General features: G+C 43.0%; 13 protein-coding genes. 10 read left to right on the top strand and 3 right to left on the bottom strand.

What is annotated here, in order from left to right; translation table 11 throughout:
• Nucleotide 1: 1 nt before the first annotated feature.
• On the bottom strand, nt 2-1,132 hold the full coding sequence (locus LC454_RS23295) for an XdhC family protein (protein WP_223584848.1): 1,131 nt from the start codon (nt 1,130-1,132) through the stop codon (nt 2-4).
• Between the two features lie 294 nt (nt 1,133-1,426).
• Between LC454_RS23295 and LC454_RS23290 the strand changes: the two genes are divergently transcribed.
• From LC454_RS23290 to LC454_RS23270, 5 genes are all read left to right on the top strand, one after another.
• On the top strand, nt 1,427-1,879 hold the full coding sequence (locus LC454_RS23290) for a (2Fe-2S)-binding protein (RefSeq protein WP_223584847.1): 453 nt from the start codon (nt 1,427-1,429) through the stop codon (nt 1,877-1,879).
• A gap of 27 nt (nt 1,880-1,906) precedes the next feature.
• Nucleotides 1,907-4,198: a xanthine dehydrogenase family protein molybdopterin-binding subunit gene (locus LC454_RS23285; RefSeq protein ID WP_223584846.1), complete on the top strand. Its 2,292-nt coding sequence runs from the start codon at nt 1,907-1,909 to the stop codon at nt 4,196-4,198.
• A 146-nt stretch (nt 4,199-4,344) separates the two neighbouring features.
• The gene (gene fdhD, locus LC454_RS23280) at nt 4,345-5,223 is read left to right on the top strand and encodes a formate dehydrogenase accessory sulfurtransferase FdhD (RefSeq protein WP_223584845.1); all 879 of its coding nucleotides are present in this window, start codon (nt 4,345-4,347) and stop codon (nt 5,221-5,223) included.
• A 45-nt stretch (nt 5,224-5,268) separates the two neighbouring features.
• Nucleotides 5,269-5,619, top strand: coding sequence for a DUF7009 family protein (locus LC454_RS23275; protein ID WP_223584844.1), 351 nt, complete (start codon nt 5,269-5,271; stop codon nt 5,617-5,619).
• Nucleotides 5,620-5,659: 40 nt separating this feature from the next.
• Nucleotides 5,660-8,062 (top strand): FdhF/YdeP family oxidoreductase, encoded by a 2,403-nt coding sequence (locus tag LC454_RS23270; RefSeq protein ID WP_223584843.1) that lies wholly within the window; start codon nt 5,660-5,662, stop codon nt 8,060-8,062.
• Here LC454_RS23270 and LC454_RS23265 read toward each other — a convergent pair.
• A complete protein-coding gene (locus LC454_RS23265; protein ID WP_223584842.1) occupies nt 8,050-8,685 on the bottom strand; it encodes an NTP transferase domain-containing protein in 636 nt (211 codons plus the stop codon). The two genes, LC454_RS23270 and LC454_RS23265, sit on opposite strands and share 13 nt — an antisense overlap.
• Before the next feature lie 223 nt (nt 8,686-8,908).
• Here LC454_RS23265 and LC454_RS23260 point away from each other — a divergent pair, with 223 nt between their 5' ends.
• From LC454_RS23260 to LC454_RS23250, 3 genes are read left to right on the top strand one after another with little or no spacing between them, the layout of a single operon-like run.
• Nucleotides 8,909-9,373: a (2Fe-2S)-binding protein gene (locus tag LC454_RS23260; protein ID WP_223584841.1), complete on the top strand. Its 465-nt coding sequence runs from the start codon at nt 8,909-8,911 to the stop codon at nt 9,371-9,373.
• Between the two features lie 15 nt (nt 9,374-9,388).
• Complete coding sequence (locus LC454_RS23255; protein WP_223584840.1) at nt 9,389-10,060, top strand: hypothetical protein; 672 nt, start codon at nt 9,389-9,391, stop codon at nt 10,058-10,060.
• Nucleotides 10,061-10,062: 2 nt separating this feature from the next.
• A complete protein-coding gene (locus LC454_RS23250; protein WP_223584839.1) occupies nt 10,063-12,294 on the top strand; it encodes a xanthine dehydrogenase family protein molybdopterin-binding subunit in 2,232 nt (743 codons plus the stop codon).
• A gap of 163 nt (nt 12,295-12,457) precedes the next feature.
• On the opposite strand, the gene LC454_RS23245 is transcribed toward LC454_RS23250, so the two are convergent.
• Complete coding sequence (locus LC454_RS23245) at nt 12,458-13,243, bottom strand: CPBP family intramembrane glutamic endopeptidase (RefSeq protein WP_223584838.1); 786 nt, start codon at nt 13,241-13,243, stop codon at nt 12,458-12,460.
• Nucleotides 13,244-13,677: 434 nt separating this feature from the next.
• Between LC454_RS23245 and LC454_RS23240 the strand changes: the two genes are divergently transcribed.
• Both LC454_RS23240 and LC454_RS23235 read left to right on the top strand, forming a co-directional pair.
• Nucleotides 13,678-14,202, top strand: coding sequence for a TetR/AcrR family transcriptional regulator (locus tag LC454_RS23240; RefSeq protein WP_223584837.1), 525 nt, complete (start codon nt 13,678-13,680; stop codon nt 14,200-14,202).
• A 5-nt stretch (nt 14,203-14,207) separates the two neighbouring features.
• Nucleotides 14,208-14,636 (top strand): nuclear transport factor 2 family protein, encoded by a 429-nt coding sequence (locus tag LC454_RS23235; RefSeq protein WP_223584836.1) that lies wholly within the window; start codon nt 14,208-14,210, stop codon nt 14,634-14,636.
• Nucleotides 14,637-14,736 lie beyond the last annotated feature (100 nt).

Below are 14,736 nucleotides of genomic sequence, written 5' to 3'. Positions count from 1 at the left end.
TTTAACGTATTAGTGGATTTTCGGCATGTATTTTTGTTGCAAGAAACTTAAGAGAGCCACCCGGTCGATCGCTTAAAACAGCCTTGATCTCCGCGATAATAGCAATTGCAATTTCGTCTGATGTTTCGGCACCGATATCAAGACCGACAGGGCCATGAACAATCTTTTGCTGCACTGCGCTGAGTTCGATTCCAAGTTGCTCCAGATCATCAAACATGCGTAGCAATTTGGTTTTCGGCCCCAACGAACCAATGTAGCTGGTCGGTGTGTGGATCAACTCTTTAATTAGTGTGAGGTCATAGCGATAATTATGCGTCATTAACACAAAAACAGTCCAGGGATCTATACTTATTTTTTTTATGACCTCGTCTGCCGGACCTATGATCAGGTAGTCGGCTTTCGGAAATCGCCCTGTCGTGGCATGACTAGCCCGTCCATCCAACACGGTAATTTCCCAATCCAATAACTTGGCTGTTTCCACAACAGGCTGTGCATCATTTCCGGCTCCGGCGACGATCAGATGTATCGTGGGAGCGAGGTATTCAATAAGCACCTCCTTATTTTTGCCAGCTTCCTCAAAGGAAGCCAAAACCGACTGTTGCTTAGTTTTTGCCAGTTTGATATACTCCGCCAGTTCCGGCGATTGCGTATTTTCATGCGGTATTTCATCTGTTAACCCGACAACAAGCAACCGGGTTCCGCCTTGTTCTACTTGTCGGTCAATTGAAAATTGGGTAATCAATAGAGCTTCTTGTCGCCGTTGCAATAAGCTTTCCAGCCATATAATTGGATGATCGGCCTGCTGTAGATCAATATATTCGAAAAGAATATGGACAATACCGTTACATCCAAGCTGCAGTCCGATTGCTGAGCCTTCTTGTGTATTGGTATCGTAACTGACAAGCCTATTTTTTCGCTGATGAATGGCCAACAGTGCTTTTTTTAACGCATCACCCTCCAAACAGCCACCACTAATAGCACCAGTCATCTGGCCATCTTCAGTCACCAACATACGGGCGCCCGGTCTACGATATGAGGATCCCTCCACCTTGACCACCGTAGCAAGTGCCATAGCGGTATCTTCGGAAGCGGCGACACGGGCAGCTAAAACAATGTCTTTGATCTCTTTCATGCAATTATGGGCAAGACGGTTGAACGCGGATATAATGATTAAATTGAACAGCTTTCCTATTACAATGCCGTTGTTCAAATTTAACGATTTACACGGTAAAAAACACGAAAACTGTAATAATGGTAAAAACATCTGTAAAATGTATAATTAAATGATTAATTTAAATACAATTTTACAGTAGTGAATACGTTGAAAGCGAATACATAAGTAAAAACTTATCATATACAATAACGAGAAGCAAAACCATTAAACCGATTAATTAAAACTTGTAAAGACAAGAAAAAAGTAACGATTATGGCAAAATATTCAATTCTGGTAAACGGTAAAAAGCACGATGTCGATGTGTTGGAGGATACGCCTTTGCTGTGGGTGCTCCGTGATATCATTGGTCTAAAGGGGACCAAATTTGGCTGTGGTAAAGCCCTCTGTGGGGCCTGTACCGTACACCTCAATGATACAGCTATCCGATCCTGCTCATTTCCTATTTCCGCCATAGGCGAAGGTAAGGTGACAACGATCGAGGGGCTTTCTGAAGAGGGTGATCATCCGGTACAGCAGGCCTGGGAAAAACATATAGTCCCCCAATGTGGCTACTGTCAAACGGGACAGATTATGAATGCTGCGGCATTATTGAAAAAAAATGCCAAACCTTCGGAACAGGAGATTGAGCAAGCCATGCAGGGCAATCTATGCCGCTGTGGTACCTATAACAGAATTAAAGCAGCCATCATGGATGCGGCCGGTTAGGCCTTCACAAAAAAATGTAGAAATCGCATGAAAATATTAGCTCCTTTTCAAGAAAGAAAGTCCGAAAGGGTAGATTCGGAGATTTTTAGTGTTTCCCGGAGAGACTTTTTAAAAGCCAGCGGGCTGCTAACCGGAGGATTGGTACTCGGTGTCAGCTTTTTCAGCTGTGACGATAAAGGTAAAAAGGTCGCCACTGTGGCACCTCATGTTTATTTGAGCATTGCCTCGGATGGCAAAGTAACCATTGTCGCACACCGTTCGGAGATGGGACAGGGAATCCGCACCTCACTACCACTTATCGTGGCCGATGAACTCGGGGCAGACTGGAGTAAGGTAGAAATTGTGCAAGCCGAGGGGGATGAAAAGAAATACGGAAACCAAAACACCGATGGTTCATTCTCAGTACGTATGTTTTATAAACCCATGCGGGAGGCGGGTGCCATCGCACGGTTATTGCTGTTACAGGCTGCAGCCAAAGAATGGCAGGTTGACATCGCTGAATTAGACACCCAAAATGGACAGGTCATTCAACGTGGATCGAGTAAAAAGAAGGATTTTGGCGATCTGGTACAAACAGCGCTATCCTTGCCTATTCCAAAAGTGAATGAAATCAAACTAAAAGATAGGCAGCATTTTAATATGATCGGCAAGGAAACGCCAATCATTGACCTGCACAATATCGTCACAGGTAAGGCAGTTTTTGGGATTGATGCGATTGCCGACGGGATGAAAATCGCGGTGATCAAACGCTGTCCTGTTGTTGGGGGTGCCGTAAAATCTGTTGACGATAGCAAAGCGTTGGCCGTTCCCGGTGTCATCAAGGTAATTACGATCAAAGGTGCCGGCTTACCGGCAACCTTATCCAGACCACTCAGTGGGGTAGCAGTGATTGCCGAGAATACCTGGGCAGCCATCAAGGCCCGCGACCTACTGGAAGTCCAATGGGAATTCGGACCCAATGCGGGTTACGACTCCGCCAAACAGATCGAAGAACTCAAGCAAGTGGTCGCACAGGAAGGTACAATCCGTCGCAAACGGGGTGATTTCAATGCTGCCAAGGCCAATGCCGAAAAAGTGATTGAACATACCTATATCGCACCATACCTGGCGCACGCTACCATAGAACCACCCTGTGCCTTAGCCATTGTAAAAAATGGAAGCTGTGAAGTATGGGCTTGTACCCAAAACCCACAGGGCGCACGTGATGCTGTAGCCAAGGAGTTGGGGATTGCCGTTGAAAAAGTAAAAATGAATGTAACGTTGCTGGGGGGTGGATTCGGCCGCAAGTCGAAACCCGATTTTATCCTTGAAGCGGCTATCCTAGCCAAAGAATCAGGCCTCCCGATCAAGGTGCAGTGGACACGAGAAGATGACATCCGTCATGATTACTACCATGCGATGAGTGTGCAACGTATCGTGGCAACTATCGACAGCCAAAATAAATTAAGCGGCTGGGCCCACCATATCGCTAATCCGTCCATCTCTGCTACCGAAGATCAAGCTGTGGTACAACCCAGCGATGGTGAGCTGATGTTGGGGGCTTCGGATTTCCCTTACAATGTTCCGGCCATCAATATTGCCACACATGATGCCAAAGCACACCTTCGAATCGGCTGGCTGAGATCAGTACGCAATATCCCACAGGTATTTGCAGCAGCAACCATGCTTGATGAAATTGCCGAAGCCCGGGGTATTGACCCCGTTGCCAATGCATTGGAACTGCTTGGAGAAGACCGTCATATTACTTTTGAACAGGAACTGATCAAAACGACTTATCCCAACTATGGGGAAAAGATCGCCGACTACCCCTGGGATACAGGGCGGATGAAAAAGGTGATCGAACGGGTCGCCAAGGAATCGGGCTGGGGTAAAACAATGCCCGTGGGAAGTGCACTGGGTTTTGCAGCACACAAAAGCTTTCTAACCTATGTCGCCTGTGTGGTGGAGGTGCGCGTGGATCAAGACAAAAAAATCAGCATCCCCAATGTATATTATGCCGTCGATTGTGGTCTTGCTGTCAATGTAGACCGGATCAAATCACAATTTGAAGGTGGAGCACAATTTTCAGCCAGTTTGGCACTTAAAAGTACAATCACTGTAAAAGATGGTCAGGTAGAACAGGGTAACTTTGACAGCTATCAGCTCATTCGGATGCCAGATTCGCCTAAGCAAATCCATGTCCATATTCTGGACAGTGACGCCAAGCCTACTGGCGTGGGTGAGCCTCCGGTACCGCCGTTTACACCAGCGCTCTGCAATGCCATTTATGCCGCAACAGGAAAACGGATCTATACATTACCGATTGATCTGACAGTTTAATGCATGCATGTTTACCCTACGATATAATAAAATAAGCAATACAGCATGACAAAATAAACCATAAACAGGAAGCCTACTATCGTCGGCTTCCTAGGCTTATACAGAAGTTTTAAAATACCGATCTTTAAGCTAGTTAAAACCGTTTTATGAAATCCAATACGTTACATCATACATCAATACATCACATTGACCTCGTCAAAGTAACTGATCATTCGCAGGAATGGATAACGGATTATATTTCGGTCGAGGAACCTTTGGAAATTCGGATCCGAACAACAGTTGACGGAATTGCAGCGCATAAAAATATCTCCGTCACCATGCGCACTCCTGGTAATGATGCAGAACTGGCCTCTGGATTTCTCTTCACGGAAGGCCTTATTTCTAAAGCTAGTCAGATCAAATCAGTGGATCATGTAGATGCGCTATGTACCAGAAATGGCCATAACATTATTGTAGTTGAACTAAGCGACGGATTTGCGCCAGAAACAACCGCCCTGGACCGGAATTTTTACACGACATCTAGTTGTGGCGTTTGTGGAAAAGGTTCGATCGCAGCGATCAAAACCATCAGTATTTTTAGGGAACTTTTCCCTGAATATTGCGTTTTGAGACGTGATATGCTCTGTGCTTTGCCCGATCGGCTTCGCGCCGCTCAAAGTAATTTTTCGGCGACCGGTGGTATACATGCCGCAGGCCTATTCGATCTCGATGGACAGCTTAACGTTCTGCGCGAGGATGTAGGCCGTCATAATGCACTCGATAAGCTCATTGGCTATGCGCTGATGGCCGATTTATTACCACTGCAGCGACAGTTACTACTGCTGAGTGGCCGTGCTAGTTTTGAGCTTGTGCAAAAAGCTGCTATGGCGGGTATCTCTATCATAGCAGCAATCGGTGCCCCTTCAAGTCTGGCCATAGAACTGGCTAAAGAATCTGACATGACCTTATTGGGCTTTTTACGGGATCACCGATTCAATATTTATCACCTTGGAAACAATATTGAGATTGAAGGGTTAATTGTATAAAGGGTTGGTATAGATGATAAAAATCGGACAGTAAATAGATAAAAGATGAAAATAAGGATCAAAGATAATACAGTTAGACTACGATTGACCATGTCTGAAATTGATCAGTTAGGCATTCAGGGTGAAGTATCTGGTCGCACCGAATTTATCCAACAACCTCTTGTTTACAGCATTGTACAGACAGATACAGAAGCACTTGTCGCCTCATTTGTTGATCATAAAATTACTATTGGTCTATCTGCCTTCATGATAAAGGAATTGGTTCAGACAGATCGGATCGGCTTCGAAGGACAGTCGGGAAAGGTGAAGTTGCTTGTTGAAAAAGATTTTGCCTGTATTGACAATACTGTGGAGGATCAGAGTGACAATTTTCCAAATCCAAATCTTAAATGCTGACCTCTTAATAGAAAATTAGGTATGTCAATAGCCAATCGTCATGGAAGAGAACAACAAAAAGCAAAAACTGGAACAGGAAATTAAGGCTGAACCACAGACAGAAAATCCCTATAAACTCCTCGATCTCAAGCTGACTCCGGTGGAGAAATCAGCTGCAGGTATCCCAGCCGTATTAGCGGCCTTTGCGGATCTTATTGAAGAAAAGACACTCTTTCGAGGAACCAAAGCGTTATTCAAAATGAATCAGGTGGGCGGATTTGACTGCCCCAGCTGTGCTTGGCCTGATCCGGACGATGAACGCTCCCCTGTAGGTGAATACTGTGAAAACGGCGCAAAAGCTTTAGCGGAGGAAGCAACCACAAAAAGGGTGACTCCGGAGTTCTTTAAAAATAATTCGATCTATGATCTTTCACAACTCAGCGATTATGAGATTGGCAAAATGGGGCGTCTGACAGATCCGATGTACCTAGCTCCTGGGGGAACACATTATGAACCGATCAGCTGGGACGCTGCATTTCAAAAAATTGCAGAACAACTTCATGCCTTGACATCTCCGCACGAAGCTGCTTTTTATACCTCAGGTCGTACCAGCAATGAGGCTTCTTTTGTCTATCAGCTATTTGCCAAAGAATTTGGCACCAATAATATGCCCGATTGTTCCAACATGTGCCATGAAACTTCGGGTTCAGCATTGCGGCCAACAATCGGTATTGGAAAGGGAACGGTCAAACTTGCTGACTTTTATGAAAGTGAACTGATTGTTATCATTGGACATAATCCGGGTACCAATGCACCACGTATGATGAGTGCGCTGGAAAAGGCAAAAAAAAATGGCGCCAAAATCATTGCCATTAACCCTTTACCAGAAGCAGGTCTGATGGGTTTCCATAACCCACAGCAGATCAATGGTATCATCGGTAAGGGAGTAAGTTTAGCGGACCTCTACTTACCTGTGAAGATCAATGGTGATATGGCTCTCTTAAAAGCATTGGAGCTTATTATGCTGGACCTGGAGCATAAAAATCCTGGAAAAGTCCTTCATGCCGACTTTATTAAAAGTAAAACAACGGGTTATGAAGCCTTTCGGGAGCAATTTGATACTTCTAGATACAATCTTGAGCACCTAAGCCAACAAAGTGGTGTTGCTTTAACTGATATTCAGCAAGCGGCTGAAATGATGGCCTTTAAAAACAAAATTATTTTCTGCTGGGGAATGGGTTTGACGCAACAACCCAATGGCGTGGACATGATCCGCGAGATCCTGAATATCTTGCTGCTAAAAGGAAGCATTGGGATTAAAGGTGGTGGTGTCTGTCCAGTGCGTGGCCACAGCAATGTACAAGGTAACCGCACCATGCTTATTGACGAGAAGCCTACAGATGAACAGCTGGACAGGCTACAGCAGTATTTCGGATTTGAACCACCACGCGAACATGGCTATGACGTCGTAAGTGCCATTAAAGCCATGCATGCTGAAAAGATAAAATTTCTGTTCTGTATGGGTGGAAATTTTCTTTCAGCGACACCTGACACAACATTCACTGCACATGCGCTACGCAAGCTTAATCTATTAGTCTGTGTATCTACAAAGTTAAACCGTGGGCACCTGATCCATGGCAAGGAAGCACTTATTTTACCAACTTATGGTCGTAGCGACAAGGATATTGTCAGTGGGGAGGTGCAGATCGTCAGCACAGAAAATTCAATGGGTGTAGTACAGTCCTCAAAAGGTGTACTGGATGCGGTATCCAAGAATCTGATCAATGAAACACAGATTGTATGCCGTATGGCGATGGCTACATTGGGCAATCGGTCTGTTGTCGACTGGCAGCGTTATCACGACAGTTATGATGCGGTGCGCGATGCGATCGAACACTGTATCCCGGGTTTTGAAAACTATAATGTCAGGGTAAGGCAGAAAGACGGTTTCTACTTGCCCAATGAAGCCCGGGATTCACAGTTTTTTGCACAGCAACTTGGTGGTTTAGCCCCATTTACACGAACCGAAATACCTGAAAACCACCTGGAAGAAGACGAATATATGATGGCGACTACACGCACGCATGATCAATTCAATACCACCATCTATGGACTTGACGACCGTTACAGGGGGATCAAAAATGAGCGGCGCGTGATTTTTATGAACCAAAAAGATATAGCCAAAGCAGGTTTTAAAGCTGGGGACAAAGTGGATCTCTATAACTATGATGATGGGATAGAACGCGTAGCACCTTTATTTTTGATTGTATCCTATGCAATTCCCGAAAAGAATACAGTTACCTATTTCCCCGAAACAAATGTGCTGGTATCGGTCAATAATGTGGTAAAGGAAAGTAATATGCCTGCTTCCAAATATGTGAAGATCAAGATCAAAAAACATAATCCTGAGGTGTATAAAAAAGTGGATGAAATGCTTTACCGCGGTGCACTTCAGCGGCCCTGAGATTTTTCTGCAATAATCGCTTTTACCCTGTTGACCTCGGCGATGGTATTGACGTTGGTGAGCATTCGTGCATCGAATGAATCAATCAGTGCGACCTGCTGGCGGATCAACACCTTACGAGGGGATAGTCTATTTTGTGCGACCTGCTCTTTGAGGATAGGGTAGCTTTCCGGCTCCCAAATTGCAAATAAAGGTTCGGGTAATGTATCCTGAGGACTTGTAAATGCTGTCGCAATTTTTAGCGGATCGCGTCGTTGGATCAAAGAAGCGATAGCTGCACTATCTACCAACGGTAAATCACATGCAAGGACAAGCCAAGCCTGATCAGGGAACAGATCAAACGCCGTCATTATACCGCCAATAGGGCCAATATTTGGGTAGTTATCGGGCAGCAGCTTATAGCTTTGCTCCAATTCAAGACTATCTGCCATTTCTATAGCCTGTTCCGCACGACAGGAGATATAAACCGCTTCACAGCAAGCCTGCAACAGGTCAATCAGATAATAGCGTTGCTCCTTACCATTCCATTGAATCTTTTCTTTCGGACTCCCCATACGCTGACTTTTGCCGCCTATAAGCACAAGACCATTTAATTTAGGGGATATAGGATCATTGTAAACCATTGGTATTGCTATCTGTCAATCAATTTTATTGAAGTTACGCAATTTAGTTTGATCGGGAAAATATCACTTGCCTATCCCACGGCTCGGATATTGACTGCTAACCCCAATTACTGAATTTGTTACCAATATTACCTATTTTAGTAATAATTTATCCTACATATTGGTCAAATACCTATTTTTATATATGGGATCCCTTTACGGGAGTAACTAAGAATAAACAATTATGAACAGCATACGAATCAATAAAAAGAAATATACGGTAAACGTAGATAGCGAAATGCCTTTATTGTGGTTCCTAAGAGATCATGTGGGATTGACAGGTACAAAATATGGATGCGGAGTTGCGCAATGTGGTGCCTGTGTCGTTCATCTCGATGGGGAGGCTGTACGTTCTTGCGTGACGAAGATGAAACGTGCGATTGGTAAAGAGGTCATCACTATTGAAGGCTTGTCAGAACATGGTGATCATCCGTTGCAACTTGCATGGAAAGACGTTGATGTCCCCCAATGTGGCTATTGTCATGCCGGACAGATTATGTCTGCCGCTGTGCTGCTACGCGAACGTCTAGATCCTACTGATCAAGATATTGACGATGCAATGACCGGAAATATCTGTCGTTGTGGCACTTATTCACGTATTCGCAAAGCGATTCATCATGCTGCGGAGCTCCAGAAACAAAAGGGTTAAAGAATAGGCATATCCATGGAACTATATAAAGAAAAAAGACCGCTAGGAAAAATCAGATTCACTGTAACACTGAGTGTTATAGCGCTGTTTATAATTGGATTCGTCTCTGCTTTTTCAGATGAGACCAACTATGCTGCAAATGAAGAAATATATGCCACGGTCAAAAAAGATAGTATCAAATCTGTCGAGGCCTTTAAAAAAGTCTACGCGGTATTACAGAGTCCCCGTTGCGTGAATTGCCATCCCAGTGGTGATATCCCATTGCAGGGCGACGATAGCAGGCTACATGCCATGTTTCCCAAACGTGGTGTTGACGGTAAGGGTATACTGACGATGAAATGTACCAACTGTCATCAGACTGAAAATACAGCGGGTTTAAAAACACCCCCAGGAAGTCCGGAATGGCATCTACCATCAGCAACAATGAAAATGGTGTTCCAGGGACGTAGCGCGCATGAACTGGCAAAACAATTGGTGGATCTGAAACAAAATGGGAACAAAGATCTCAAAGCATTGATTGCACATGCCGATGATGGTCTGGTCAAGTGGGGTTGGACCCCGGGGGAAGGCAGAACATTACCACCGATAAGTCATGCCGAGTTTAAGGAAGCATGGATTACCTGGTTGACTACTGGTGCTTATGCACCAACGCAGCAAGGGTTGGATGGTTCAAATTTGAAAAATTAACGATGAGAGCAGAGAAAACAACAATAGATAGGAGATCTTTTTTAAAAGCCGCTTTGTTGGCTGGAGGTGGAATGATTTTGCAGTTTAATTGGCCTGGGGCGATTGCAGCAGCTGCAGAAAACAATCCGACCGAATCGGCCCCCTTTACATTGAACAGTTATATCAAGATTCATCCGGATGGTAAAGTGACACTTTTTAATCCCAACCCGGAGTTTGGGCAAAATGTCAAAACATCGTTGCCGATGATTTTGGCAGAGGAATTGGACGTCAGTTGGGATCACGTGCAGGTTGAGCAGGCAGACTTTTTCCCGGAACGTTTTGAACGTCAATTTACCGGGGGCAGTCAATCTATCCGTAGAGCATGGCCAGTGTTGCGTACTGCTGGTGCTACCGCACGGCAAATGCTAATTCTTGCTGCCGCTCAACATTGGGCTGTCTCTGCAGATGAAATAACGACTGATGCGGGTATCCTATACCATAAAAAAAGTGACCAAAAGCTGTCTTATGGAGATATTGCATCCGCGGCCGCTCTGATTCCGCTACCAAAAAATGTGAAGCTCAAAGCGATTGCCGATTTTAAAATTATTGGCTCATCCAAACGCAATGTTGAAATCGACAATATCGTGACCGGCAAACCATTATTTACAAGCGATTACAAAAAAGAAGGGATGCTAATCGCTATGATTGTCCATCCTGCTAGTTTCGGCAGAGAAATTACAGCCATAGATGATAAAGCCGTTCGTCAAATGCCGGGAATAAAAGAAGTATTTATCATGGAGCCTGTGCTCAAGGATTATAAGAAAAACGGATTTGATGTATTTACTTATGAGCAGGTCGCTGTCATCGTTGGAAACACGACTTGGGAGGTAATGCAAGCCAAGAAAAAATTAATCTTGCAATTGAGCAGTCCAACAGGTAATACGCGCAATGGAAAACCTGATTTTTTGGAAAGCACAGCGCGACATTATGCAGATATGGAACATCATTCCACACTGCCCGCAGAAGTGAAGCGGCGGGATGGTGATCCCGAATCGGCCTTTAAAAAAGCAGCAAGGATTATTGAACGCACCTATACTGCACCTTTCTTGGTGCATAATACGATGGAACCGGTGAGCTGTTTTGCCGATGTCAGGGCAGATCATGCCGAGTTGTACGCCCCCATACAGGCACCTGAGTTTATTACCACAACGTTGTCTGCCCGACTGGGCTTACCAAAAGAGAAAATAAAAATTAATCTAGCCCGAATGGGTGGTGGTTTTGGATTGCGGGCCTATGGACATCATGTGATTGAAGCCGCAGTTATTTCCCAAAAGATCAAAGCTCCCGTGAAGTTGATGTATACACGCGAGGATGAAGCGACCTATGGTATTTACCGGCCTAGTTATAGCGCTACGTATAGAGCTGCTTTAGATGAAAACAATCAATTAATTGGTTTTCATATCAAAGCGGGTGGTATCCCTGAAACTCCACTACATGAAAACAGATTTCCAGCAGGGGCGATAGACAATTACCTTGCTGAGGCCTGGGCCATACCTTCAGCGATTACAATAGGAGCTTTCCGCGCACCGCGATCCAACTTTATAGCAAGTGCTGAACAATCTTTTTTGGATGAGCTCGCTTTTGAAATGAAGAAGGATCCCCTAGATTTCAGGTTGGAATTGCTCAAACGGGCAAAGGAAAAGCCTGTCGGACAACGCAATGACTATGATGCTGACCGCTATGCAGGCGTAATTCAATTGTTAAAGGACAAAGCGGCAATCCTAGCAAGGCCAGCTGGAACGGGAAGGGGGATGGCTGCTTATTTTTGCCATAATACCTATGCTGCTGTCATGGTAGATATCGGTATGAAGAATAATGAACCCTATGTCAAACAAGCCCTGGCCACCCTAGACTGTGGTATTGTCATCAATAAAGACGCTGCCATTAATATGGCTGAGGGCGCACTCATTGATGGGATAGGTAATGCTTTATATGGCGAACAACTATTTATGGATGGGGTACCATTGAAAAGTAATTTCAATACCTATCGGATGATCCGCATGAATGAGGCGCCCGAAAAAATCGAAGTACATTTTGTAGAAAATCAGGATAATCCAACGGGTATGGGGGAACCACTGTTTCCGCCGACATTTGCCGCTGTAGCAAATGCTTTATTTGACTATACTGGAAAAAGATATTACAAACAGCCTTTTGTCAAGCAATATTTGGACGAGAACAAAAGTCCTGTAATTTAGATGAATTACAGGACTTTATGAATATGCAGGATTTAGTCTCTTTGTATGGCGACTCAAATTTCAGAAATTGAGGGCATATAATTGGCCAATAAAATTTGATCTTTTTGAAACAATGAAGGCTATTCTATCGTATTCCTAGTATTGATGATTTTTAGTTGATTCTCTATTTTTCCAATCGTAGTTTTAAAGGTTTAAAGAATAGATAAACTGCACCGATGCCTAATGTCATTGCAACAACATAGCCTATAAATGCGACCGTTTCGGCTTGTTGTTCTGCTCCGCTACGAACTGTTTCGATAAAAAAACCTGTATTCCCCTTGAAGCCAAATAGCCAATGTATTAGATTCCAAGCAAAATGAAGTCCAGCCGATAGCGCGATATTCCCTGTTTTCAAAGTAGCAAAGCCAAATAGGATTGCTCCCAATCCTGATCCAATAAATGCATTTACGACAGAATAACCTCCTAGGAGGTGTTCAATAATGAAAACCGCTGTAACAATAATCATTGCGATAACAACACCAGCATTTGCCTTTAATTTCCAAAGCATATATGTCCTAAAGACAAGTTCTTCACGACAGGCGACAAAAAGAAATAATGGAATATATATGCCGAAAATATGTGGATTGAAGGTTTGCGACCGAATAAAGGATACTTCGCTAAAATTAATTACAATCAAGGTCATTATAAGCACCATAACTATACCCATACCAAATCCCGATGCAAAGTATATGAAGCTCTTTTTATTATAACCTAGTCCATTTTTGGAAAGTGTACTTTTATCATTCTGAATGAACCAATAAACCAAGGCAAAAGTAAGGGTGGATGCAATGATTATAGAAAGCAGATCTGATGACGGGAGCTGTTTTGTAATGGCAGATGAGCCAACAAAAATGAGCAATGTAAGCAGGTAAAAAATGATCACCTTTAAATAGCTAAATACTTTTCCCATTTTTCTATAAGCTCCTTTATATAAAGTTAATAGATTATTGGCAGAAATCGTTGAGCTATCTTCAGTTATCCTCAGGATCGTTGATAAAAATTATCCTGGGAGATTATAGAGCTTTGCCATCTTGGCCAACCCAACATATTTTTCTCACTGATAAAATTAGATAACGCCACTATTTTAAAGAATAATCTAGATTAAGTATTAAACTTAATGCACATTAAGTTTTTGAGAATGGTGATAAAAGTTCTTACAGCTAATTTTATATGCAACGATAAATTTCCGAATACAATCATAATCAATTAATAAAAGATAAATTATATCTATTATTGTCTCATTACAGGTATCATTTATGGTTCTATTTAAAAACAATCACTAATCAGACAGACTTGTCTGTTTAATGATTGTTTTCTATTTTTGTTTTACAATATTAGAAAGAAATGGATAACCCGAGAGATAGAGTTTTAAATACTGCCTCCTTATTATTCCACCAACAGGGATACAATAGCACAGGAATAAATCAAATCATAAGTGAGGCAAAGGTTGCCAAAGCTAGTTTTTACCAGCATTTTAAATCCAAAGATGATCTATGCATTGCTTTTTTGACCTCCAGACATGCCTTTTGGTTTTCGGAGCTCCGTGCATATACGCAAGACTCAGCCAGCCATAAACAATCCATATTGACTGCATTTGATTTCATTATTTCTATGAATCAGAAGGAGGATTTTAGAGGTTGTAGTTTCCTAAATATTCTTTCTGAGCTCTCAAAAAAACAAGATGCAATTCTTTCTGTCATACAGTCTCACAAAAATGATCTGAGGAAATTTCTCACAGAAATACTAGGTGAGGGTTTATTGGCTGCGCATATCTATCTGTTGTTTGAAAGCGCTATTATTGAAAGTCAGCTTTTTAGATCAAATGAACTTGTTCTGAAATCAAAAGAAATTGTTAATCATATTATTTAAAATTTATGGAACAGAAACATCCATTGCCACCCTTTACATTGGAAACGGCAAAACAAAAGATCCAGATGGCTGAAGATGCATGGAACTCCCAGAATCCTGAGCGGGTATCCATGGCTTATACGATAGACAGCGAATGGCGAAATCGGCATCTATTCATCAACGGTAGGGAAGAGATTGTCCAGTTTCTCACGACAAAATGGGCAAATGAACTTGATTACAAATTGAAAAAAGAGTATTGGTCTCATACCGAAAATAGAATTGCTGTCCGATTTGAATATGAATACAGAAATAAAGATGGAAGATGGTTTAGAGCCTATGGAAATGAGAACTGGGAGTTTGATGAAAATGGTCTGATGAAAAAGCGGTACGCAAGTATTAACGATTTAGAAATAGTAGAGGGGGATAGGGGGAGTGTAACACCAACTGTGTCATAGGATTAAAACTTAAAAACCTCTTTCGAGTTTGAGTCTATCCCCAAATCTAATATAAAGTTGGGATATGGTCAAGCCCCAGTTATGCATTGGCATCGTCCAT

It is taken from the genome of Sphingobacterium sp. GVS05A, from assembly GCF_019969845.1.
Lineage (GTDB): Bacteria > Bacteroidota > Bacteroidia > Sphingobacteriales > Sphingobacteriaceae > Sphingobacterium.
This window is presented reverse-complemented; position numbering and strand designations above follow the sequence as displayed.